Below are 23,086 nucleotides of genomic sequence, written 5' to 3'. Positions count from 1 at the left end.
AACGAACGCGCCCGAAGGCGTGCACAGTGGAGACAAACACGATGATCAACAAGCGCCGCAACGACTTGCTGAAGCTGCTCGCCGACCGCCAGTCGGCCACCGTCCACCAGCTGGTGGAAACCCTGGACGCCTCGCCGTCGACGATCCGGCGCGACATCAGCTGGCTGGCCGCGCGTCACCTGCTGTCGCGCACCCGCGGCGGCGCGCGCACCCTGCAGCAGAAAAAACGCCTGGGCAGCATCGCCGGCGACAGCTTCGAGCAGAACGTGCGCTGCAACGCCGAGCGCAAGCTGGCCATCGCGCGCCGCGCCGCCGCCATGTGCGGCGATGGCGAGACCGTCATCATCAACGGCGGCAGCACGACCTTCATGATGGCCGACTTCCTGGCCGGTAAGAGCCTGAAGATCATAACCAATTCCTTCATGATGGCCGAGCACCTGCTGCGCACCAGCCAGAACGAAGTCGTGATCCCGGGCGGGCGGATCTACCGCGACCAGAACGTGATCCTGTCGCCCTTCGACAACGACGCCACCGGCGACCAATATGCATCGAAGATGTTCATGAGCGTGTACGGCCTGTCGATGCTGGGCCTGGTCGAGTCGGATCCGATGCTGATCCGCGCCGAGAAGCGCCTGATCGGCCAGGCCGAAAAGCTGATCGTGATGGTCGACAGCTCGAAGTTCGCGCGCCGCGCCGGCCTCATCCTGTGCAGCCTGAAACAGGTGCACACCGTGGTCACAGACAGCGGCGTCAGCGACCTGTCGGTGCAGTGGCTGGAGCAGGCCGGGATCGAGGTGATCGTGGTGCCCCCGGCCGATGCCGCGCTTCAGGGCAAGGGCTGCAAGCCTTCGCTGCGGACCACCCAGGTCCCGTCCTGAGGAAAGCCCGGCGCCGCCCCGGCCGGCGCGCCGTCCCAGCCGCCGGCCATCATCGCCACCGCCGCCAGCAGCGCGCCGTTGCCCGGCAGGTAGACCGGCAGCTCGGTGTTCGGGTTGTGCCCGGCCGCGGTGTAGGCGTTGTTGGGGCCATCGGTCTTGAGCAGCACGTCGACCGCTTCGCGCCCCATGCCGAGGCGGGCCGCGGTCATCGCGATCATCGGATAGTCCCAGCCCCAGATCTTGGTGTTCCAGTCCCAGCGCGCCAGCACCGCCTCCAGCGTGCGGCGCATGGTCGCGCGGTCGACGCCGACGCCGGGCAGCTGGCCCAGCGCCATCAGGAAGGAGGGGTGGTCGTGGCGGCTGGCCGGGTTGTCCCAGGTGTCGGGGATCGATTCGATGGCGACGTACCTGCCGTCCTTGACGGGCAGCGCCGACAGCTGCTTGCGCTGCGCGTCCCAGATAGGGTTCGGTGCCAGTCCGAGGCGCCGGCGCCAGCGCTGCGCGATCTCGAGCCCGGTCGACCAGTAACTCAGTTCGTAGGCCGGGTTCATGCTGGCCGCCGGATCGTGGATCTCCTGGGCGATCCACAGCGGCGGGCCGAGCACCCAGCGCGATCCTGCCGCGTCCCAATGCAGCATCGACGACATTGCGTTGGCGCTGGCGAACACCAGTTCGCGGTAGCGCGCCAAGGTGGCGCGCGTGGGCGCCTGGCGGTACAGCAATTCCGCCAGGTGGATAGTGTGTGGCTGGTTCCACACGATCAGCGGATTGCCGCCCGGGCTTTCGCGTCCGCCGGGACCGGTCATCTTGGGCCAGCGCGCGCCGTCGAGTCCGCGCGCGCGGGCGATCACGCGCGCGGCCGGCAGCGTGTCCTGGAACCAGCGCAGCGCGTTTTCCAGGTACGCGGGACGGCCCCACAGCGCGAAGTGCGCGGTGTGCCACCAGATCATCTCGGTGTGGTGCTTGCCGTACCAGGTGGACGTCGTCAGGCCGCTTTCCTGCGGCGGTAAAAAGGCATGCGCGGTGCCGCCGAACTGGATCGCGGTCAGGTACTGGGACAGCACCACGCGCCGCTCGAGTTCCTGCGCGCGCGGATCGCTACTGCCGCTGAAGTCGACGGCGCCGCCGCTTTGCCAGAAAGCCCGCCAGTGGGCCGCGCTGTGCCCGATCACCGCTTGCGCTGAAGCGGATTGCGCGGCCTGCTTCCGCGCCGCGCCGTACGACAGCGTGAATTCGAGCACCGCCCCGGCCGCCGGCTTGAGCTGGAACACGTGCGGCGCCGGGGCCGTGACCGTCAGCGGCATGCCGGCCCGCAGCGCCGCGGCGTAGCGGGCGCCGTCGCGCACGTGTTCCAGCACCAGCGTGCGGGCATCCTGCGTGACGACCGTGGTGGTGTGCGAGGCCGGTTGCGACCAGTCGAGCGGCGGATTCTGCTTGATGCCGCCGACATACCCGCGCGGCAGCGCCAGGCGCAGCGCCAGCGCGCCGCTGGCCAGCAGCGGCGATTCGACCCGCACCGCCAGCGTGTCGTGCGCCGGGCTGGCGGCCGTGGTCACGGCGACCGGCTGGCCGTCGATGGTGTAGCGGCTGGTCAGGACGCCGCGCCACAGGTCCAGGGTCTGGTCGATGTCCTTGATGTCGCCCGGCGCCAGCGGCGTGCCGTCCGGATGGGTGTAGGCGAGGCCCAGCTGCCCGAGCGGCTGCGGGTGCGGATTCTCGCGCAGCCAGTTCGCCGCCGGCACGTCGAGCCGGGTCGGATAGTTGACGGTGCGGCCGTGCGCCGTGTAGGGCTGCTCGGTGTCGGCCAGCGTGTAGCCCTGCGGATTCGCATCTTCGTGCCAGGACCAGCGCGCCTGGGTCTCGAGGCCGATACCGTGGCTGCGGTAGTGGTCGGGGAAGGTCTGCAGGCCGGTGACGTCTGCCGTGAAGCAGAACTGGCCGTTGCCGACGCTGAGCGGCGCCCAGGGATCGATCGCCTTCAGGTGCGGCGCATGGCGCGCGACCAGCGCCTGGCGGTCGATGCGCCGGGCGGGCGGCTCGGACGCATGGGCCGCCATCGGCAGCAGGGCCGCGAGAGCGGACGCAAACAGCAGGGCAGGAGGCAGGCGCGGCATCGGCGTTTCCATGATTGATTGTTGTACGCAAGCAATCATAACGCGGCCCTGCGATACGGATTTCGACATTGCGATCACGTTTTTGACCACATCTCGTTTTGGTCATCCCGGTGAGCGCTCGCCGATTGACCGGTTTTCACGCACCTGCCTACCATCGATTTGATGGAGACGAAGCCCCTAATAAAAGGATCGCACAATGAAAACCAATCATCGCAAGCACTCTGGAGCGCGCAGCCGAGCCAGGCGCGCAGGCTCGCTGTCGGCCATGCTGATCGCGGCCAACCTCGGCTGCCAGGCCAGCGCGCAGACTGCGGCACCGCCGCCCGACCTTGCCACTGCCACCACCGATGCGCCGGCCGCCGACACCAGGCCGGCCGTGACGGGCGAACAGAACAAGGTCGTCGTCACCGGCACCCGCCTGATCAACCGCGGTTTCCTGGCGCCGACCCCAGTCACCACGGTCGACCAGCAGGAACTGCAGCTGAGCGGCACCCAGAACCTCGAAGTCATGCTGTCGGACACGCCGCAATTCACGGCCAACCAGTTGAGCAGCCCGACCGCCAACACCGTGCAGCCGGGCCAGCCCTCGGGCACCTCGACGCTCAACCTGCGCAACCTGGGACCGACCCGTAACCTGGTGCTGGTCAACGGCCGCCGCTTCGCCATCACCGGTCCCGACTTCACGACCGACATCAACACGATTCCCTCGGCGCTGGTCAAGCGCGTCGAAACCGTCACCGGCGGGTCGTCCGCGGTGTACGGCTCGGATGCGATCTCCGGCGTGGTCAACTTCATCCTGCGCGACAATTTCGAAGGCGTGGAAATCAACGCCCAGCACACGGCCGACCAGCCGACCCGCACCCCGACCAACAGCCTCGACCTGACGGTGGGCGGGAATTTCGGCGGCGGCAAGGGCAACGTCGTGTTCTCGCTGAACTACATGAACCGCGAAGGCTTCACCCGGGGCGAGCGCGGCGGCTGGGCGCTGCCTTCGCTGGGCGACGGCTGCGTCACCGCGGATTCCTGGTCGGCCACCGGTCCCGGCACGCCGCTGACGGTGCCGTCCGGCCAGACCTGCCAGGGCGCCGGCGGCCGGCCCGGCCTCATCTACAGCGGCTCCTCGAACGTGCCGAACGGGCGCATCGGTAACCTGCCGCTGGTCGGCTCCGCCGCCAGCAACCCGGCCCTGAACGCGGCCCTGATCGCGGCCGGCCTGCAGGGCATGGGCACGCTCGGCGCCGTGTTCGACCCCACCGGCAAGACCGTCCGCCCCTACGTGGCGCCCGGCGACGCCTACGACCTCGGCCCGCTGTCGTACATGGTCACGCCGCAGAAGCGCTGGATGAGCAATGCATTCGCCCACTACGATTTCCATGAACGCGCCATCGGCTACATGGAGGCGCACTTCAGCAGCAACACGGCCAACGTCCAGATCGGACCGACCAGCGCCAGCGGCAACTTCCTGTTCAACACCAACAACCCCTACCTGAGCGCGCCGATGAAGGAAGTGCTGCGCCAGCTCGACCTGCGCGAGAGCGGCACCACGCGCGTCACCAACGGCACCTCGTCGATCACCACGGTGCCTGGCGACGGCCTGGCGGTGCTGAACTACAACCGCCGCTTCTCGGACCTCGGCGGGCGCGTGGCCGACACCGACCACCAGGTGTACCGCATCGCCCTCGGCCTGCGCGGCACGCTGCCGGACGTCTCCGGCAGCTACCTGCGCGACCTGCGCTACGACGTCTACGCCACCCGTGCGCGCACCAAGGAGACCCAGGACCAGGGCGGCTCGATTTCGCTCAGCCGCTTCCAGAATGCGATCCTGTCGCAGAACGGCGCGGCGCCGGTGCTGAACCCGTTCGGCCAGAACCTGACCCAGGCGTCGGGCAACGCCATCGCGGTGTCCTCGAAATCGACCATCCTGGCCGAGCAGAACGTGGCCGCCGCCAACCTCACCGGCCAGTTGATGGAGCTGCCGGCCGGCGCGGTCGACTTCTCGACGGGGCTGGAGCGCCGCTATTCCTATAGCGAGTACAACCCGGACGTGTTCCTGGCCTCGGGCGACGTCTCGGGCTGGAACGCGGCGCGCGCCACGCGCGGCTCGACCACCGTCAAGGAAATCTTCGGCGAGGTGCGCGTGCCGCTGCTGGCCGACCAACCCTTCGCCAAGAGCCTGAGCGTCAGCGGCGCCTTCCGCCGTTCCGACTACGACATCGCCTCGGTCGGCAAGGTCTGGACCAGTTCGATCGGCTCGGAATGGGCACCGGTGCGCTCGCTGACCTTCCGCGCCCAGAAGCAGAAGTCGATCCGCGCGCCCAATGTCGGCGAGCTGTTCGGCGGGCAGGGCACCAACGGCCCAAGCGCCACCGACCCGTGCTCGAACCGTGCCCCGCTGGCCCAGCAGACCGCCGCCGTGCGCGCGCTGTGCGAGGCCACCGGTGTGCCGGCCGGCCGCGTGTTCGACGCCTCGGTCCAGCCGACCAATTTCATCACCCAGGTCGTCGGCGGCAACCCGGCACTGCACGCCGAAGACTCGCACACCACCACCGTTGGCGTGGTGTACATGCCGACCGCCGTGCGCGGCCTGCAGATGAGCGCCGACTTCTACCGGATCACCGTCAACGATGCCATCTCGACCCTCGGCGGCGGCGGCGTGCAATCGGTGCTCAACCTGTGCTACAACACGATCCAGAACGCGGCCAGCGTGTACTGCCGCGCCATCAACCGCGACCCGATCACCGGCCAGATCGCGGCCCCGACCTATGTGACCACGACCGCCGCCAACATCGGCGGCATCCTCACGCGCGGTGTCGACCTCGCGGCCCATTACGGCTTCCGCACCAGCCAGGGCTGGGCCGGTCGCGGCTATGGCTCCGACATGCAGTGGAACCTCGACACCAACTGGACCTTCACCGACGAGCTGACCTTCACGCCGATCCAGGAACTGCCGGACCTGAAGAACCGTTGCGTCGGCACCTGGGGCGCCACCTGCGGCCAGCCGGTGCCGCGCTGGAAGGGCACGGCGCGCGTCAGCATGAAGACCGGCCCGCTGCTGCTGTCGGCGCGCGCCCGCTACACCGGCGGCGTCACGGTCGACACCTATGCGCTGGCCGCCAACCCGCCGGCGCTGGACAGCCTGACCAATCCCAAGATCAAGGGCTACACCTACCTCGACCTGACCGCCGGCTACGAATTCAACCGCACGGTGAACCTGCTGGGCGGCGTGCGCAACGTGCTGGACAAGGACCCGCCCATCCTCGGCTCCTCGCAGCTGCCGTCGAATAACACGGTGCCGGCAACCTACGACACGCTCGGCAGGTCCTTCTTCGTCACCCTCAACGTCAAGCTGTGATGAAGAGGCCGACGATGGATGTGGATGCGCCGGCAAACCCGCGCCGGCGCCGGCTGGGCATGGTACTGGGCGCCGCGACCGCTGCGGTACTCACCGCACCGTGGCCGCGGCCCGTGGCGGCGGCAGCGGATTGCGGCCCGGGTCCCGGCTGGGCCGATGCGCTGCGGCGCGACCTCGATGCGATGGCGCAGGATTTGACGCGCAGCCTGCGTCCCTGGCCGGTACCATCACGGGTGTTCCGGCCCGAGGACTACGGGCGCCAACCCGGCATCCTCGCCACCGGCGCGATCCAGCGCGCCGTCGATGCCTGTGCGGCCGCCGGCGGCGGCGTGGTGCGACTGGCCGGCGGCGACTACGTCAGCGGCACGATCGACCTGCGTTCCGGGGTGATGCTGGAAATCGGGGAGGGCGCGCGCCTGCTGGCCAGCACCGATCTCAAGGACTACCCCGAGCGGCGTGCGCGCCGGCCCACGGTCATGGACAGCAACATGGGCATGCACCAGTCGCTGATCTTTGCCGAAGGCTGCGAGCGGGTCGGCATCCGCGGCAAGGGCACGATCGACGGGCGCGGCACCCATGACAACTTCCCGGGCGAGGAAACCATCGGCGCCACGCCGGGCCGGCCCTTCCTGATCCGCATGCTCGACTGCCGCCAGGTCGTGATCCAGGATGTGCGGATGCGCGATTCGCCGTGCTGGATGCAGAACTACCTGAACTGCGAGGACTTGCTGGTCGAGCGCATCCACGTTGAGAACCAGGCCAACCACAACAACGATGGCCTCGACATCGACGGCTGCCGCCGCGTCATCGTGCGCGATTGCTTCATCAGCGCCGAAGACGACGCCCTGTGCTTCAAGGGCGCCGGCGGACGGCCGATGGAGCAGGTGCTGGTCGAGCGCTGCCGCCTGTACAGCACCTGCAATGCGCTGAAGTTCGGCACCGATTCGCAGGGCGACTTCCGCAACGTGCTGGTGCGCCACGTCGAGGTGGGCGGACCGTCGAAAGAGATGCGCGCGCTGAAGCGGCGCAAGGCCGACGGCGGCATCTCCTGGGAGTCGGTGGACGGCAACACGATCGAGCGCGTGCTGGTGCACGACGCCCATATCGTGCGCGCCGAGAGCCCGCTGTTCCTGCGCCTGGGCGACCGCGGCCGCGTCATGCCCGGCCAGCCGCGGCCGCCGGCCGGGCGCCTGCGCCGGCTGGTGTTCGACCGCGTCAAAGGCGACGACAATGGCGTGCGCGGTTCCTTCTTCACCGGCCTGCCGGAACGCCCGATCGAGGACGTGCTGCTGCGCGACGTCGACGTGGCGATGGATGCCGCCATCACGCCGGCGGCGCGTGCCGACGCCATCCCGGAAGCGCGCGCCGACTACCCGGACCCGCACATGTTCTCGGCGGTGATGCCGGCCTACGGCCTGTGGACGCGCGACGTGCGCGGCCTGAGCCTGGCGCGGGTGCGCTTCCGCAGTCCGGGCGGCGACCCGCGCCCGATGCTGCTGCCGCTGCGCACCACGACAAACGATCCTTCCCGCCCATGCAAAGAATGAAGACCCTCTCGGCACTGCTGGGTGCCTGCCTGCTCGCCGGCGCGTTCTCGCACGCCGCCCAGGGCGGGGCCGTCCAGGCCGCCGCCGGCTACCGCAACCCGATCCTGTACGCCGACTATTCGGACCCGGACGTGATCCGCGTCGGCAAGGATTACTGGCTGGTCGCCTCCAGCTTCCACTTCGCGCCCGGCATCCCGGTATTGCACTCGACCGACCTGGTGCACTGGCGCATCGCCGGGCACGTGCTGCCGCGCCTGCCGTTCCACCCCGCCTACGACATGGTGCCGCCCTACAGCCTGACCGACGCCATCTCGAAGCCGGTCGGCAGCGGCCAGCGCTACGCCGGCGGCGTGTGGGCGCCGTCGATCCGCCATCACGGCGGCCGCTTCTACGTGTACTGGGCCACGCCCGACGAGGGCATCTTCATGAGCAGCGCGCTTGACCCCGCCGGTCCGTGGAGCGCGCCGGTCGCGGTGCTGCCCGGCGCCGGCTACGAAGACCCGTGTCCGTTCTGGGACGACGACGGCAAGGCGTACCTGGTCCATTCGAAGGTCGGCGCCGGCCCGCTGGTGCTGCATGCGATGAGCGCGGACGGCACCCGCGTGCTCGACGCCGGCAAGACCATCGTCGAGGACAAGGTCAACCTGCCGGTGCTGGAAGGGCCGAAGCTGTACAAGCGCAACGGCTATTACTACATCTTCGCGCCGATCGGCGGCGTGAGCACCGGGCCGCAGGCGGTGCTGCGCGCGCGCCGGCTGGACGGGCCCTGGGAGCAGCGCAAGGTGCTGTTGCCGGGGAACGGGCTGGATGGGCCGCACCAGGGCGGCTGGGTCGAGACGCCGTCCGGCCAGGGCTGGTTCGTCCACTTCGACAGCACCGGCGCCTTTGGCCGTATCGGCCACCTGCAGCCGCTGGTGTGGCGCGACGACTGGCCGGTGATCGGCGCACCGGCAGACGATGGCACTGCGGGGCTGCCGGTGGCCGGCGGGGCCATGCCCGATACCGGCGCCGCACCGTCGAGCGAGCGCCTGCAGGACAGCGACGAATTCTCGAGCGGGCGGCTCGGCTTGCAGTGGTCCTGGAACCACAATCCGGACGACGCGCGCTGGAGCCTGGCGCAGCGGCCCGGCTACCTGCGCCTCGAAGCCGGCCAGGCACGCTACCTGGTCGGGGCGCGCAACGTGCTGACCCAGGTGCTGCAGGGGCCGGCCTCGCAGGTCACGGCGCGCCTCGAACTCGGCGGACTCGGCGAGCAGCAGCGCGCCGGACTGGCGCTGTTCGGCGTCAAGGTGCCCTGGATCGGCATCGTCCGCGAGGGCCAGGCGAATTTCCTCGCCTGGGCCAATGCCGGTGAAGAAACCCGTGTGGCGCGCGTCGAGGGCAAGGCGATCCTGTTGCGCGCCACGGTGAGCGCCGCCCAAGACGTCCAGTTCGCCTGGGCGCCCGACGCTTCGGCAGAGCGCCGCGCGCACTTTGTCGACGTCGGTCCGGCGATCCCGCTGGCGCCTTTTTCATGGTGGAAGGGCAGCCGGCCGGCCCTGTTCACTTATATCAAGGCGGAAACCGATGCGCCGAAAAGCGCGGAGGCCGGGCATCGCATCGAGCAGAACTACGTCGACGTCGACTGGGTGCGGGTGGCACAGCCGCGCTAGTCGGCCACCACCCGGTCGCGCCCGGCGGACTTGGCGCGGTACAGCGCCTTGTCCGCGCGATTGATGGTGTCAGCAAACGACTCGCCGGCGGCGCGCACGCACAGGCCGCCCGAGAAAGCGATGCGCAGCCCGTCCAGGCCGGCCACGGCGAGCGCGGCGACGTCGAGGCGGATACGTTCCAGCAGCGCCGCCGCCTGCTCGGCGCCGGTGTCCGGCAGAAGCAGCAGGAATTCCTCGCCGCCCCAGCGGGCCACCACGTCGCCGTCGCGCAGGCCGTCGCGCAGCGCGGCCGCGAAGCTGCGCAGCACGGCGTCGCCGGCGGCATGGCCGTGGCGGTCGTTGATCTGCTTGAAGTGGTCGATGTCGAGCAGGGCGATGCAGGTGCCGGCGCCGCCGGCGGCGGGCTGGCGCCGTTCCTCGGCCGCCAGCACCTCGTTCATGTGGCGGCGGTTGGCCAGCGCGGTCAGTTCGTCGACGGTGGCCAGCTTGCGGATGGTGTCGAGCGCTGTTGCCAGCTCCTCGCGCTGGCGCGTCAGGCGCGCGCGCAGCTTGGTCATCTCGCCGGTGAGGAAGGTCACCGCCAGCGAGCAGGCCGCCATGATCGCGAAGGTCACGCCTTCCACCGCCGGCGGATAATGCAGCGGATCGTGGGCCTGGTGCCACCACATGGTGAGGCCCATGCCGGACAGGCCGGCGAAGGCCAGCGCCAGGGTCTGGCGCGGGCGCAGCGCGAAGGTGCAGAATACGACCACCACCATCAGACCCATCAGCGTGGTGCCGCGCAGCGGGCCGGCGATCGAATACGCCCACATGTTGCAGCCGATGCCGAACAGGCCCTGCGCCACCGCCAGCGTGGTGGGTTTCAGGCCGAGCACGCCGCTGGCGCGCACCAGCAGGTAGAAGGCGGCGATGCCGCCGCCGGTGTACAGCGCCAGCGCATCGACCGCCTGCGATGCGGCGGCGATCCGCTGGTTGTAGAACAGGAAAAGGAAAAAGCCATACAGCACGGCCGTCGCCGCCCAGTACTGCAGCATCCGGTGCAGCTTGGGATCCGCCCCGAACAGCAGGCGCGCAATCGTGAAGCGGGTCTGTGTCGTGGGGCGCATGGCGTTCATGCTACCAGTTTTGCGGGCGGCGGGCTTGGCCTGGGCAGGCCCCCCGGCTGGTCATGCAGCAGCGCGGCGATGCGCTGCGCCGGTACCGGTGGACTGAACAGGTAGCCCTGCATCTCGTCGCACTCGTGGGCGCGCAGGAAGTCGCGCTGTTCCTCGGTCTCGACGCCCTCGGCGATCACCCGCAGGTCGAGGCGGTGGCCGAGCGAGATCACGGCCAGCGCGATCGCCTGGTCGTCCGGGCTGTCGGCCAGGTCGCGCACGAAGGACTTGTCGATCTTGAGGGTGCTGATCGGGAACGACTTCAGCGCCGACAGGCTCGAATAGCCGGTGCCGAAGTCGTCGATCGACAGCGACACGCCCATCGCCTTGAGTTCTTCCATGCGGCCGAGGGCGCCGTTCAGGTCGCGCATCAGCAGGCTCTCGGTGACTTCCAGTTCGAGCGCGCCGGGCGGCAGTCCGGATGCCTGCAGCGCCGCGGCGACGCGTCCGACCAGGTGCTTTTCCTCGAACTGGCGCGCCGAGACGTTGACCGACACGGTAAAGGATTCCATACCGTCCTGCAGCCAGGCTTGCGCCTGCCGGCACGCGGTGCGCAGCACCCATTCGCCCATGGCGACGATCAGGCCCGACTCCTCGGCCAGGCCGATGAAGCGCGCCGGCGAGACGATGCCATGCTCCGGATGGTGCCAGCGGATCAGCGCCTCGACCCCGAACAGGCGGCCGCTGCGCAGGTCGATCTTTGGCTGGTATAGCAGGTGGAAGCCGTTGCCGTCCGGGCTGCCCTGGCCTGCGGCCTCGGCCGCCAGCGTGGCGTCAAGCGCCTGGCGCAGGCCTTCCATCAGCACCAGCTTTTCCTCGAGGCTGGCGTTCATCTCGCGCGTATAGAACTGGAAGTTGTTCTTGCCCAGGTCCTTGGCGCGGTACATCGCGGCATCGGCATTCATCATCAGGGTCTTGGGGTCGGCGCCGTCGCGCGGGTACATCACCACCCCCATGCTGCAGCCGACCTGCACCGCCTGGCCGTCGACCAGCACCGGCGCGCCGACCGCGTCGCGGATAGTTTCCAGCAGCGGGTTCAGGGCTTGCGCGCTGTCGCTCACGTCGGGCAACAGGATCACGAACTCGTCGCCGCCCAGGCGGCCCAGCGTGTCGCCGCCGCGCAGGCAGCCCGACATGCGCGCCGCGATCGCCTGCAGCAGCGCGTCGCCGGCGTTGTGGCCGAGGCCGTCGTTGACCAGCTTGAAACCGTCCAGGTCGACGAAGGCCAGTGCCAGGCAGCCGCCTTCCTCGCGCGCCTTGCGCATCGCCTCTTCCAGACGGTCGCGGATCAGGGTGCGGTTGGGCAGGCCGGTCAGCTCGTCATGGTGGGCCAGGTGGCGGATCCGGTCTTCGGTCAGCTTGCGCTCGGTGATGTCGCGCACCGTGGCCACCACGCCGTTCTCGACCTGCACCACCTGGCGCTGCAGCCAGCGGCCGGTGGCCGGCGGCGTTACCGCCTGCCATTCGCCCTCGGCCACGCCGCCGTGCACGGCCACGCGCGCCAGCTCGTCGAAGATGCCGTTGCCCAGGTACGACGGCATCAGCTCCGACAGGCAGCGGCCGCTCATCACGTTCCTGGCGTAGCCGGTCAGCGCCTCGCCCGGGCGGTTGGTTTCCTCGACCGTGAAGTCGCTCACGGCGCCGTCCGCGCCGTAGACGCAGCGCAGCACGAAGATCGCGTCCAGGCTGGCCTCGGAGGCGGCCGCATAGGTCTCGTGGGCTTGCCGTTCGCGCCGGCGCGCCTTGGCCAGCTGCCACGACCAGGCGCTGACCAGGCCGGCCAGCACTACCAGCAACAGGCTGCCGGCCAACGCCGCTGTGAGGTAATTGGCGCGGCGCTGCTCGAATTCGGCCATCTGTTCGGCCCCGGACAGGCCGACCACCGCCGCCAGCGGGAAGCCGTGCAGGCGGCGCACGCTGAGCCAGCGCGCCACGCCGTCGGGCATCGTCACGTCGGCGCCTCTGGCGTCTGCCTCGATGGCGTCGACGTTGATCGTCCGGCCCCAGGACAGGCGTTCGCCGACGCGCTGCGCGCGCGTGACGCCGTCGCTGCCGACCAGCGCCAGCAGGCCTTGCTCGCCCTGGCGCGAGCGTTCGTAGGCACTGGTGAAATAGGCCGGGTCGACGTCGACGATGGCGATGCCGCCGAAGCCGCCGCCGGCAGCCTCGATGCGGCGCGTGAAACGCAGGTGCGGTTCTTCCGGCGTGCCCCCGGTGCGGCTGACGAAGGGCTGGGCGCCGCCGTCGCGGTGCACGGTGAACCAGGGCTCGTGCGCGACCTCGTGCAGCGGGCGGTCCGGATTGCTGGCGACGATGCGGCCGTCGCGGTCGGCGATCGCCACCGCGAACACCAGGCCGGGCGGCAGCAGGCCCTGGCGGCGCAGCGCCGGCAGCGCCCCGGCGGGACCGTCCACCTGCACCGCGTACTTGATCACCTTCAGGGTCTGGTCGATCGCGTTCAGGTTGCGCGCCACCTGGGCTTCGTAGGTCTCGACCAGTTCATGCACGGCGTCGCGCGCGGTGTTTTCCGCGGTGCTGCGTTCGGCGTCGATGAAGTGGAAGGTCGAGATCCAGATCGCGGCCAGCGGCAGCAGGGCAAACAGCGGCAGCACGAAATGGGTCTCGAGCAGGCGCCCGAACCAGGAGCGGGCACGCATCATTGCACCACCAGCACGGCGCGCACGCTCGGGTCGAGCGCGGCGCGGTCGATGTAGCCGATGGTGTCGGCCCTGTCGGCCACGCAGCGCCGCACCGCGATGCTGTCGGGCGCTTCGAGCGGCGGCTGGCCGCGCCCGGTGAACACCATTTTCGACCACCAGGCCTTGAGCAGCGCCGGAGTTTTATTGGTGATGCGCAGGTAGAACTCGTCGCGCAGCGGGGTGCCGAGGCGCTGGTCGAGCGGCGCCGCTTCGGTGCCGTCCGGGAAGCGCGCGCTCTGGCCGAGGAAGATCGCCGCCACCTGGTCGGCGCGCAGCGTCGTCAACGCGCTTTTGGCGGACACGATCACCACCAGCTCGGCGGCTGAGGCGGGCGCGTTCGCGCCGCACACCAGGGCCGGCAGCAGGAGCGCGGCGGCGGCGGCGTGACGGAATAGCTTGATGAGGCGCATGTCAGTACACGAAGTCGAGGGCGACGCTGGCGACATGGGTCGTGCGACCGGACACGAAGTCGGGCGTCGGGTTGATCAGGGTGCCGCGTGAACCGCGGCGCGGCGTGACGCGGTCGTACTGCAGCTTGAGGGCCATGTTGGTGCGCAGGTCCCAGCGTACGCCGGCGCTGCTCGAGGTCTGTTCGGGGATGGTGCCCAGTATCCCGTTGAGGAGCTGGTTCAGGGCCGCGCCGCGGGCCGCCAGCGCGGGCGGCAAACCGGCCAGCGGCAGGCCCGGGTCGCTGGTGGCGCTGGCGGCGTGCACGCGCGACCAGGTGAGGTATGGGGTAAAGTTGTCCTGGCGCCAGCCGGCGCTGGCATACATGCTGCGGGTCGCGCCCAGCAGCGAGTGGGTGAGCGTGCGGCTGGCTTCGGCCATCGCGAACCAGCGGCCGGGATCGTAGTTGACGCCGAGGCTGGCGACGGTGAAGCGCTTGTGGTCGATCGCATAGGCGCGCGTGATCGCGGCGCCGGCCGTGCCGAAGGCGTCGAAGGCTTGGAACAGTTCACCTGCGATGTCGGTCGTGGCTTCGGTGTCGATCACGCTGGCGCGCACGCTGAGCGCGCCCCAGTCGCTGGTATGGGCCAGGCCGGTAATGTGGCGGCCATAGGCGCGCCGCGGCTTGCCAAGGCCGATGTCGGCGTAACCGTAGAACACTTGCGACACGTTGCGCAGCGGCCCCAGGCTCCAGCTGTAGTTGATGTCGGCACCGTCGCCGCTGGTGAACGGCATCGAGCCGTAGGCTTCCACCGGCGGGCGCACCCACGGGTAGATGTAGCCGACCTTGCGGTATTCGGCCGCCAGGAACATCGGCAGCGCCATGCGGCCCACGCGCAGCGCCAGTTCCGGGGTCACCTGGTATTTGATGTTGGCCCATTCCACGCGCGGGCGGTAGCTGTTGTCCAGGTCCTGTTCGCTGACCACCTGCAGGACCGCCGACCAGCGCTTGCTCAGCGCCAGGTCGAGCTGCAGGCCGAGGCGGGTGTCGACGTCGGGGCTCCAGCGCCCGCTGGCGCCGGCACCGTTCTTCTTCAGTACCGACGAGGTGAAGTCGGCGTGGCTGGCGCTGGAATGGACCAGGCCGACCGTGCCGAAGCCGGATACCGACAAGGACGGCGACAAGGACGGGGAAACACCGGACGGCGCGCCCGCGCCATCCTCGGCATGGGCGGCGCCACCGGTCATCAGGCCGAGCGCGAGCCCGGTAAAGGTCAGGAAGTGACGACGAAATGGCTGCTGCATGTGCTGGTTTCTACGTAGGCCCTGCCTCTTCGCGGCCAGCATGGTTCATGGATGGCCGGAACGGAGTGCGCATTGGCGGCCTGCTGGGACAGGGCAGGCCGGGCGCACGAGTGTGCGCGACCCTTGACTGTAAACGTAGCCTACAGGAAAGTCGAGGATTTCGGATGACTGTTATGCAATTTGTAAAATATTGTTGCGTATAGGTAACTATATCGGTGTCTGACGCCGGGCGGTTATGATGCTGGCCTGTCCACGCCAACCGGAATGCGAATTGATACTGAAGACCGGCCTGCTGTTCATCCTGACCGCCATCGCCGAAATCCTCGGCTGTTTTTTGCCCTACCTGTGGTTGCGCAAGGGCGGCCCGGCATGGCTGCTGGTGCCGGCCGCGGCCAGCCTGGCGCTGTTCGTCTGGCTGCTGACGCTGCACCCGGCGGCCAGCGGACGCGTGTATGCGGCCTACGGCGGGGTGTACGTGGCCACCGCGCTGGGCTGGCTGCGGTTCGTCGACAGCGTCGCGCTGACCACGCGCGACTGGGCGGGGGCGGCGGTGGCCCTGTGCGGCATGGCGATCATCGTGTCGGGCTGGGGCCGCAGCGGCTGAGCGCCATGAACATCCCCCGCGGCGCCGATTGCAGGTATCATTGCGCCAGCATTCAATCACGTCAGCTCAACCACTAACCGCCAACCACCCCGATGCGCCGCTGGGTCCTCATTCTCCTGCTGCTGGTCTATCCATTCCAGGTTGCCCTGGCGATGGCGGACAAGTGCTGCGTGACGACCGCCGCCGGCGTGACCCACCACGTGGCGCAGACGGTGACGATGCTGGACGACGGCTGGGCTGCCGTGCCGGAACCAGTGTTCCTGGCCGACGACGACGGCCCCTCGATGGCCGACCCGCATTGTCCGGCCTGCATGTTCGGCCACATCCTGACGTTGCCTTCCGAGGCCGGCGTGATCCCGGTCCGGCCGCATCATGGGCCGGCCGTCGCCGCCGTCCCGTCCTTGCGCGACTCGCTGTCCGCGGCGCGTCCCGAACGTCCCAAATGGCCTGCCGCCGCCACTGAGTAGCGCGCAGGTTTTTCCTTTTTCCGCGAGCCGCGAGGCCCGCGCCCGCCTGCGCGCCTGAACGACATCGTTATCAGGAGCAGATCATGGACCCTCGATCCATGCGGCCGGCGCGCATGCCTGCCGCATTTCTTTTCGCATTTCTTTTTGCATTACCTGGTGCAAGCACTGCACAGCCCGCACCCACGGTAGCCCTTGCTGCGCCGCTGACGCTGGCGGACGCGATCCGGCGCGCCCTCGAGCAGCCGGCCGTACGCGCCGCCGGCCACGAGGTGGCGGCCAGCGACGCCGCCGTCGGCCAGGCCGGCAAGATTCCCAACCCGGTACTTTCCTGGCTGCGCGAAGGCCAGCAGGCCGGCGCCCCAAGCACCACCGTGCAGATCAGCCAGCCGATCGAGCTGGGCGGCAAGCGCCAGGCCCGCATTGCGCTGGCGCGCAGCGAGGCCGATGTCGCGCGCAGCGAGCTGGCGCTGCGCCGGCGTGCCATCCGCGCCGACGTCATTGCCGCCTGGTACACGGTGCTGGTGGCGCAGGACAGCCAGGCGCTGGCCCAGGAACTGGCCGGACTGGCGCAGCGCAGCGTCGACGTGGTCGCCCGGCGGGTCGCGGCCGGCAAGGTGTCGCCGATCGACGAGACCCGGGCCCGCCTCGGCGCGGTCGATGCCGCCACCGAACTGACCCGCGCCCGGGCCGAACTGGACGTCGCCCGCGCCCGGCTGGGCGCACTGGTCGGCGCCGCGCCGCCGTCCACCGCGTTGGATGGCGCCGCCGATGCGCTGCCCGCACCGCCGCCGCGGCCGGCCTTGCAGGCGCGCGTGCCTGGCAGCGGCGCGGTGGTGCGCGCCCGCGGCCAGCTGGCGGCGCAGGAAGCGCAGGCCGGGGTCGAGCGCGCGGCGCGGGTGCCCGACCTGACGATCACGCTCGGCAGCCAACGCGAGGATGAGCCGGAACTGCGCACGGCCGGGCGCAGGCAGGCGGTGTTCGGCGTATCGGTGCCGCTGCCGCTGTTCGACCGCAACGATGGCCGCCTGGCGGCAGCGCTGCGCCGTACCGACAAGGCGCGCGACGAGCTGGCCGCCGCCGAGCGCGCGGCCGGCGCCGACCTCGACGCCGCCTGGACCCGCTACGCCGCCGCCCGCGACGAAGCCACCTTGCTGCAGCGCGACGCCATCCCCCACGCCTACAGTGCCTGGACGCTGACGCTGCGCGGCTTCGAAGCCGGCAAGTTCGGCTTCCTTGACGTGCTCGACGCCCAGCGCACCTGGTTCCAGGCGCGCGTGCGCCGGGCCGGCGCGCTGCTGGCGGCCTGGAACGCCTATGCCGACATCGAGCGCCTGGCCGGCGCCGACGACCCATCCGAATGAGAACGAACATGACGAATAAACAGAAATGGACGATCGCGCTGATGTGCGCGGTCGCCGCCGTGCTGGCCGCCCTGATGCTGTGGCGCCAACCGGCAGCACCCGCCGGCGCAGGCCACGACGCCCATCAGGATTCCCACGGCCACGACGATCGCCACCCTTCGGAGGGCGGCCCGCCCGCCGACGCCGGCGCCGATGCCGACGACCGCGTGGTCGCGATGAGCGACGCCCAGGTCAAGGCCAACGGCATCGCCATCGACAGCGCGCGCCCGGCGCTGATCGGCGAACGCCTGCACCTGCCTGCCCGGATCGCGGCGAATGCCGAGCGCACCGTGGCGCTGGCGGCGCCGGCCCAGGGCATCGTGCAATCGGTGGCGGTATCGGTCGGCAGCGCGGTGCGCAAGGGCCAGGCCCTGGCCGTGATCCGCAGTCCGGCGGTGGCGCAGTGGCGCGCCGAACTCGTGGCCGCGCGCCAGCGCCAGGCCTTGGCACGCACGACCTACGAGCGCGAGAAAAGCCTGTGGGAACAGCGCATCTCGGCGCGCCAGGACCTCGACGCCGCCGACGCCGCGCTGAAGGAAGCCGGGATCGCCGTGCAGGCCGCGCGCCAGCGGCTCGATGCCCTGGGTATCGACGCCGCCCGCGATGGCATATCGAGCGCGCTGACGGTGCGCGCGCCGCTGGACGGCGTGGTGGTCGACAAGCCGGCGGTGGCCGGCCAGGCCGTCGACGACAGCAAGCCGCTGTTGACGATCGCCGATTTGTCGCAGGTGTGGGTCGAAGCGGCGGTGCCGGCGGGCAGCCTGGGCCAGGTCGGCACCGGCATGGCGGCCCAGGTCAGCATCGGCACCCGGCCGCAGCCGATCGAGGGCAAGGTCGACCTGGTCGCCCCGGTGCTGGGCGAAACCTCGCGCATGGCCACGGCGCGCATCGTGCTGGCGAACCCCCAGGGTGCGCTGCGGCCCGGCATGCTGGCCAGCGTCGACCTGCTGGGACCGGCGTCGACCGTGGCGGTGACGGTGTCCAGCGATGCGGTCCAGACCGTCCACGAGCGCCCGGTGGTGTTCGTGCGCACCACGGGCGGTTTCCGCGCCCAGGCCGTCACCCTGGGCCGCACCGACGGCAAGCGCACCGAAATCATCAACGGCCTGGCGGCCGGCATCCCGTATGCCACCGCCGGCAGCTTCCTGCTCAAGGCCGATCTCGGCAAGGGCGAAGCCGAACACGAGGATTGAGCGAGCGACCATGTTCCAGAAACTCATCGAATTCGCCATCGCCCGGCGCTGGCTGGTGCTGTTCGCCGTGGCCTGCCTGGGCGGCCTCGGCGTGTATAACTACGGGCGCCTGCCGATCGACGCCGTGCCCGACATCACCAACGTGCAGGTGCAGATCAACACCGCCGCCCCCGGCTACTCGCCGCTCGAAGCCGAGCAGCGCATCACCTTCCCGATCGAGAGCGTGATGAACGGCCTGCCGCGGCTGGAGGGCACGCGCTCGCTGTCGAAGTACGGGCTGTCCCAGGTGACGGTGGTGTTCAAGGACGGCACCGACATCTATTTCGCGCGCCAGCTGGTGAACGAGCGTCTGCAGGAGGCGCGCGCGCGCCTGCCGGACGGCGTCGAACCGGGGCTGGGCCCGACCGCCACTGGCCTGGGCGAGATCTTCTACTGGACCGTCGAAGCGAAGGAGGGCGCGCGCAAGCCGGACGGCAAGCCGTACACCCCGGCTGACCTGCGCGAGATCCAGGACTGGATCGTCGCGCCCCAGCTGCGCGGCGTGCCCGGTGTGACAGAGGTGAACACCATCGGCGGCCACCTCAAGGAATACCAGGTGGCGCCCGACATGGACAAGCTGGCGGCGCACGGCCTGTCGCTGGGCGCGCTGCACGACGCCCTCGAGCGCAACAACACCAACGCCGGCGCCGGCTACATCGAGCGCGGCGGCGAGCAGTTCGTGGTGCGCGCGCCGGGCCAGGTGCAATCGCTCGACCAGATCCGCGACATCGTGCTGGCGCTGGCCGACGGCATGCCGCTGCGGGTGCGCGACGTCGCCGCGGTCGAGCCGGGGCGCGCGCTGCGTACCGGTGCCGCCACCGAGAACGGGCGCGAAGTGGTGCTGGGCGCGGTGTTCATGCTGATCGGCGAGAACAGCCGCGCCGTGGCCGAGGCTGCACGCCTGAAACTGGCGCAGGTGAACCGTTCGCTGCCGGCCGGGGTGCAGGCGCTGCCGGTGTACGACCGCTCGGTGCTCGTCAACAAGGCCATCGCCACGGTGCGCGGCAACCTGCTCGAAGGGGCGGTGCTGGTGATTGCGATCCTGTTCCTTTTCCTCGGCAACCTGCGCGCGGCGCTGGTGACGGCGCTGGTGATTCCGCTGTCGATGCTGATGGTGTTCACGGGCATGGTGCAGGCCGGGGTCAGCGCCAACCTGATGAGCCTGGGCGCGCTCGACTTCGGCATCATCGTCGACGGCGCCGTGGTGATCGTCGAGAACTGTATCCGGCGTTTGGGCGCGGCCCAGGCCCGGCACGGACGGCTGTTGACGCGAGAGGAGCGCTTTGCCGAAGTTGCCGCGGCGGCGGCCGAGGCGCGTCGTCCGCTGCTGTTCGGCCAGCTGATCATCATCACCGTCTACCTGCCGATCTTTGCCCTGTCCGGGGTCGAGGGCCGGATGTTCCACCCGATGGCGATCACGGTGGTGATGGCGCTGGCGGCGGCGATGCTGCTGTCGGTGACCTTCGTGCCGGCGGCGGTGGCGCTGTGCGTGCGCGGGAAAGTGGCCGAGCACGAGAACCGGCTGGTGCACGGCGCACGCCGCCTCTACCTGCCGCTGCTGGACCGAGTGCTGCGCAACCGCCCGGTGGCGCTCGCCTTTGCGGTGCTGGCCGTGCTGCTGTCCGGGATGCTGGCGACGCGCCTGGGCATCGAGTTCGCCCCCAACCTGGACGAGGGCGACCTCGCCGTGCTGACCATGCGCATCCCGGGTACCAGCCTGCAGCAGTCGGTGGCGATGCAGCAGCACCTGGAAAGCGCGCTGTTGCAGCAGTTCCCGGAAATCGAGCGCATGTTCGCGCGCATCGGCACGGCCGAGGTGGCGACCGATCCGATGCCGCCGAACGCCGCCGACAGCTACATCATCCTGCGTCCCGAGCGCGACTGGCCGGCGCCGCGCAAGAGCCATGCCGAGCTGGTTGCCGCCATCACGGAAGCAGCGGGGCGCATCCCGGGCAACAACTACGAGTTCTCGCAGCCGATCCAGCTGCGCTTCAACGAACTGATTTCCGGCGTGCGCAGCGACGTCGCCGTCAAGGTGTTCGGCGACGATCCGGCGGCGATGGCGGCTACCGCGCAGCAGGTGGCGCGGGTGCTGAACGAGGTGCCGGGCGCCACCGAAGTCAAGGTCGAGCAGGTCGAAGGCTTGCCGGCGCTGACGCTGAGGGTGGACCGCGCCCGGGCCGCGCGCTACGGCTTGAACGTGGCCGACGTCCAGGATACCTTCGGCGCGCTGGTCGGCGGCCGCGATGCCGGCACCGTGTTCGAGGGCGACCGCCGCTTCGCGCTCACGATCCGGCTTGGGGAAGGTCAGCGCAACGACATCGACGTCCTGCGCCGCATGCCGGTTGCGCTGCCGGCAGTGGCGGGGCGACCGGCGGCCAGCATCCCGCTGTCGGAGATTGCCACTCTCGATTTCGTGCCCGAGGCGAACCAGATCAGCCGTGAGAACGGCAAGCGCCGCATCGTCGTCAGTGCCAACGTGCGCGGGCGCGATCTCGGTTCCTTCGTCGGCGACGTGCAGGCGCGGCTGGCGCACGTGAAGCTGCCGCCGGGCACCTGGCTGGGCCTGGGCGGGCAGTTCGAGAACCTGCAGACCGCCAGCCGGCGCCTGGCGCTGGTGATCCCGGCGGCACTGGCGCTGGTGTTCGCGCTGCTCTATTTGATGTTCAACAGCGTCAAGGACGGCCTGCTGGTCTTCAGCGGCATCCCGTTCGCGATGAGCGGCGGCGTGCTGGCGCTGTGGCTGCGCGGCCTGCCGCTGTCGATCTCGGCGGCGATCGGCTTCATCGCGTTGTCCGGGGTGGCGGTGCTGAACGGCCTGGTGATGATCTCTTTTGTCCGCGCGCTGCGCGAGCAGGGCATGGGGCCGGAGCAGGCGATGCGCGAAGGGGCGCAGGTGCGCCTGCGGGCGGTGCTGATGACGGCGCTGGTTGCCTCGCTCGGCTTCCTGCCGATGGCGCTGGCGACCAGCACCGGGGCCGAGGTGCAGCGGCCGCTGGCGACGGTGGTGATCGGCGGGATTCTGTCGTCGACGGCGCTGACCCTACTTATTTTGCCCGCGTTGTACGCATGGGCGCACCGGAAGGAAACTAAGAGCGCCTAACAGAAGCCTTCATGACAGCGTTGCGGCGTCTCGCCGTACTAGCGTACTGTCTTCGACGCCGCGCCTTGCCCTGAAGGCTTTGTTAGACGCTCTAAGCCCACAGCCTGTCCCCACCCAGCTCGAGCTGGGTGAGGTACAGGCGCACGTCGAATTCGAGCTGGTGGTAGTCCGGCTCCATCCAGCAGCAGAGCTTATAGAAAGCCTTGTCGTGTTCCTTTTCCTTCAGGTGCGCCAGCTCGTGCACGGCGATCATGCGCAGGAATGCGGGCGGGGCGTCGCGGAACACGGTACCGATGCGGATCTCGCGCTTGGCTTTCAATTTACCGCCCTGGACGCGCGAGATCTGCGTGTGCAGGCCGAGCGCCTGCTGCACGATGGCGATCTTGCTGTCGTATTCGACCTTGGTCACCGGATCGGCGTTGCGCAGGTATTCGTCCTTCAGGTCCTGCACGTAGCCGTACAAGGCCTTGTCGGTGCGGATGGCGTGGGCGTCCGGGTAGCGCTGGCGCAGGTGATCGGCCAGGCGGTCGTCGTCGATCAGCCGGCGGACCTGGACCAGCAGGTGCTCGGGATAGGCGCCGAGGTATTTCAGGTGGGCGGGGGAGGACACGGACGGAGAATGCGGATAAAAGCGCACTCTAGCACAAGGTGGCGAAGGTGTTGGCGTCCAGGATGCGATGGGAAGACCGCGCCCGGTGACGAGCGGCGCGGACGATCCCGGTTCAGATGATCAAGATGATGCGGATGATGGATAAGGACAACGGGGCTGCTGGTCGATGCTTGCCTTATTCCTCCTTGCTGTTGCCCTGGCGGTTGCCGGGCTTGGCCGCTGCTGCGGCGCGGTTGGCCGATTGCCGGCTTTCCCCGCCCTTGCGGCCGATGTCGGCCATGTGGGCGCGGTTGCGGCTGACCACTTCCCCGCCTTTCTGGCCGGCGCGGCGCGCCTCTTCCGAGTCGAACTCGTGCGCCGTACCCTTCTGGTGGGCGGCTTGGCCACCCTTGCTGGCGATTTGACGCTGCTGGTTCTGGTCCATCGCTGCGAAACCGCGCTTGGCAGGCTGGCTTTTCTGCTCGCTGCCGCCCGAGCCTGCAGCGCTCTTGCCGCCGTCCTTGCTTGTCGCCATATCGATCTCCTTGTGCCTGTCGGTGAACAATCAAACCCGAGCGTCATGGATGCGCTCGTGCGTTTAGA

The 23,086-nt window shown here is 69.6% G+C and carries 16 protein-coding genes; 9 read left to right on the top strand and 7 right to left on the bottom strand.

Annotated elements, in window-relative coordinates; genetic code table 11:
* The first annotated feature begins 41 nt into the window (after positions 1–41).
* Entirely contained in the window at positions 42–878 is an 837-nt protein-coding gene (locus U1H99_RS28685) for a DeoR/GlpR family DNA-binding transcription regulator (protein ID WP_323144752.1), read from the top strand.
* Here U1H99_RS28685 and U1H99_RS28680 read toward each other — a convergent pair.
* Positions 827–2,992, bottom strand: a complete 2,166-nt coding sequence (locus U1H99_RS28680; RefSeq protein ID WP_323144753.1) for a hypothetical protein — start codon at positions 2,990–2,992, stop codon at positions 827–829. The two genes, U1H99_RS28685 and U1H99_RS28680, sit on opposite strands and share 52 nt — an antisense overlap.
* Before the next feature lie 196 nt (positions 2,993–3,188).
* Between U1H99_RS28680 and U1H99_RS28675 the strand changes: the two genes are divergently transcribed.
* The 3 genes from U1H99_RS28675 to U1H99_RS28665 are packed head-to-tail and all read left to right on the top strand — an operon-like array spanning position 3,189 to position 9,543.
* The gene (locus tag U1H99_RS28675) at positions 3,189–6,344 is read left to right on the top strand and encodes a TonB-dependent receptor domain-containing protein (protein WP_323144754.1); all 3,156 of its coding nucleotides are present in this window, start codon (positions 3,189–3,191) and stop codon (positions 6,342–6,344) included.
* Positions 6,344–7,891, top strand: a complete 1,548-nt coding sequence (locus U1H99_RS28670; RefSeq protein WP_323144755.1) for a glycoside hydrolase family 28 protein — start codon at positions 6,344–6,346, stop codon at positions 7,889–7,891. Before U1H99_RS28675 ends, U1H99_RS28670 begins: the two co-directional genes overlap by 1 nt.
* The gene (locus U1H99_RS28665; protein ID WP_323144756.1) at positions 7,888–9,543 is read left to right on the top strand and encodes a glycoside hydrolase family 43 protein; all 1,656 of its coding nucleotides are present in this window, start codon (positions 7,888–7,890) and stop codon (positions 9,541–9,543) included. Before U1H99_RS28670 ends, U1H99_RS28665 begins: the two co-directional genes overlap by 4 nt.
* On the opposite strand, the gene U1H99_RS28660 is transcribed toward U1H99_RS28665, so the two are convergent.
* Genes U1H99_RS28660 through U1H99_RS28645 form a run of 4 tightly spaced genes read right to left on the bottom strand, consistent with a single transcriptional unit; the run spans position 9,540 to position 15,088 of the window.
* Complete coding sequence (locus tag U1H99_RS28660; protein ID WP_323144757.1) at positions 9,540–10,649, bottom strand: diguanylate cyclase; 1,110 nt, start codon at positions 10,647–10,649, stop codon at positions 9,540–9,542. The two genes, U1H99_RS28665 and U1H99_RS28660, sit on opposite strands and share 4 nt — an antisense overlap.
* Before the next feature lie 5 nt (positions 10,650–10,654).
* Positions 10,655–13,357, bottom strand: a complete 2,703-nt coding sequence (locus U1H99_RS28655; RefSeq protein ID WP_323144758.1) for a bifunctional diguanylate cyclase/phosphodiesterase — start codon at positions 13,355–13,357, stop codon at positions 10,655–10,657.
* Positions 13,354–13,806: a phosphate ABC transporter substrate-binding protein gene (locus U1H99_RS28650; RefSeq protein WP_323144759.1), complete on the bottom strand. Its 453-nt coding sequence runs from the start codon at positions 13,804–13,806 to the stop codon at positions 13,354–13,356. The genes U1H99_RS28655 and U1H99_RS28650 overlap by 4 nt, the downstream gene beginning before the upstream one ends.
* A gap of 1 nt (position 13,807) precedes the next feature.
* Entirely contained in the window at positions 13,808–15,088 is a 1,281-nt protein-coding gene (locus U1H99_RS28645) for a hypothetical protein (RefSeq protein WP_323144760.1), read from the bottom strand.
* Positions 15,089–15,359: 271 nt separating this feature from the next.
* Here U1H99_RS28645 and U1H99_RS28640 point away from each other — a divergent pair, with 271 nt between their 5' ends.
* The 5 genes from U1H99_RS28640 (at position 15,360) to U1H99_RS28620 (ending at position 21,894) form a co-directional block, all read left to right on the top strand.
* Complete coding sequence (locus U1H99_RS28640; protein ID WP_375341655.1) at positions 15,360–15,692, top strand: YnfA family protein; 333 nt, start codon at positions 15,360–15,362, stop codon at positions 15,690–15,692.
* Between the two features lie 92 nt (positions 15,693–15,784).
* Complete coding sequence (locus U1H99_RS28635) at positions 15,785–16,159, top strand: hypothetical protein (RefSeq protein ID WP_323144761.1); 375 nt, start codon at positions 15,785–15,787, stop codon at positions 16,157–16,159.
* An 83-nt stretch (positions 16,160–16,242) separates the two neighbouring features.
* A complete protein-coding gene (locus tag U1H99_RS28630; protein ID WP_323144762.1) occupies positions 16,243–17,520 on the top strand; it encodes a TolC family protein in 1,278 nt (425 codons plus the stop codon).
* Positions 17,521–17,528: 8 nt separating this feature from the next.
* Positions 17,529–18,752 (top strand): efflux RND transporter periplasmic adaptor subunit, encoded by a 1,224-nt coding sequence (locus U1H99_RS28625; RefSeq protein ID WP_323144763.1) that lies wholly within the window; start codon positions 17,529–17,531, stop codon positions 18,750–18,752.
* 10 nt (positions 18,753–18,762) lie between these two features.
* Entirely contained in the window at positions 18,763–21,894 is a 3,132-nt protein-coding gene (locus tag U1H99_RS28620) for an efflux RND transporter permease subunit (RefSeq protein ID WP_323144764.1), read from the top strand.
* A 91-nt stretch (positions 21,895–21,985) separates the two neighbouring features.
* Here U1H99_RS28620 and U1H99_RS28615 read toward each other — a convergent pair whose 3' ends face one another.
* Both U1H99_RS28615 and U1H99_RS28610 read right to left on the bottom strand, forming a co-directional pair.
* Positions 21,986–22,504 carry a YgjP-like metallopeptidase domain-containing protein gene (locus tag U1H99_RS28615; protein ID WP_323144765.1) on the bottom strand — a complete coding sequence of 173 codons (519 nt, stop codon included), beginning with the start codon at positions 22,502–22,504 and terminating at the stop codon, positions 21,986–21,988.
* A gap of 175 nt (positions 22,505–22,679) precedes the next feature.
* On the bottom strand, positions 22,680–23,018 hold the full coding sequence (locus U1H99_RS28610; RefSeq protein ID WP_323144766.1) for a KGG domain-containing protein: 339 nt from the start codon (positions 23,016–23,018) through the stop codon (positions 22,680–22,682).
* Positions 23,019–23,086: the final 68 nt, after the last annotated feature.

The sequence above is a fragment of the Massilia phyllosphaerae genome, assembly GCF_034659755.1.
Lineage (GTDB): Bacteria > Pseudomonadota > Gammaproteobacteria > Burkholderiales > Burkholderiaceae_D > Telluria > Telluria phyllosphaerae.
Note: the sequence above shows the minus strand (reverse complement) of the source record. Positions and strands in the feature narration are given on the sequence as shown.

What these genes read in the sequence shown, in the direction of transcription:
- U1H99_RS28625 (WP_323144763.1), top strand. Translation starts at nt 17,529, where the DNA reads ATGACGAATAAACAGAAATGGACGATCGCGCTGATGTGCGCGGTCGCC.
- U1H99_RS28685 (WP_323144752.1), top strand. Translation starts at nt 42, where the DNA reads ATGATCAACAAGCGCCGCAACGACTTGCTGAAGCTGCTCGCCGACCGC.
- U1H99_RS28670 (WP_323144755.1), top strand. Translation starts at nt 6,344, where the DNA reads ATGAAGAGGCCGACGATGGATGTGGATGCGCCGGCAAACCCGCGCCGG.
- U1H99_RS28675 (WP_323144754.1), top strand. Translation starts at nt 3,189, where the DNA reads ATGAAAACCAATCATCGCAAGCACTCTGGAGCGCGCAGCCGAGCCAGG.
- U1H99_RS28655 (WP_323144758.1), bottom strand. Translation starts at nt 13,357, where the DNA reads ATGATGCGTGCCCGCTCCTGGTTCGGGCGCCTGCTCGAGACCCATTTC.
- U1H99_RS28650 (WP_323144759.1), bottom strand. Translation starts at nt 13,806, where the DNA reads ATGCGCCTCATCAAGCTATTCCGTCACGCCGCCGCCGCCGCGCTCCTG.
- U1H99_RS28620 (WP_323144764.1), top strand. Translation starts at nt 18,763, where the DNA reads ATGTTCCAGAAACTCATCGAATTCGCCATCGCCCGGCGCTGGCTGGTG.
- U1H99_RS28645 (WP_323144760.1), bottom strand. Translation starts at nt 15,088, where the DNA reads ATGCAGCAGCCATTTCGTCGTCACTTCCTGACCTTTACCGGGCTCGCG.
- U1H99_RS28610 (WP_323144766.1), bottom strand. Translation starts at nt 23,018, where the DNA reads ATGGCGACAAGCAAGGACGGCGGCAAGAGCGCTGCAGGCTCGGGCGGC.
- U1H99_RS28680 (WP_323144753.1), bottom strand. Translation starts at nt 2,992, where the DNA reads ATGCCGCGCCTGCCTCCTGCCCTGCTGTTTGCGTCCGCTCTCGCGGCC.
- U1H99_RS28635 (WP_323144761.1), top strand. Translation starts at nt 15,785, where the DNA reads ATGCGCCGCTGGGTCCTCATTCTCCTGCTGCTGGTCTATCCATTCCAG.
- U1H99_RS28660 (WP_323144757.1), bottom strand. Translation starts at nt 10,649, where the DNA reads ATGCGCCCCACGACACAGACCCGCTTCACGATTGCGCGCCTGCTGTTC.
- U1H99_RS28665 (WP_323144756.1), top strand. Translation starts at nt 7,888, where the DNA reads ATGAAGACCCTCTCGGCACTGCTGGGTGCCTGCCTGCTCGCCGGCGCG.
- U1H99_RS28630 (WP_323144762.1), top strand. Translation starts at nt 16,243, where the DNA reads ATGGACCCTCGATCCATGCGGCCGGCGCGCATGCCTGCCGCATTTCTT.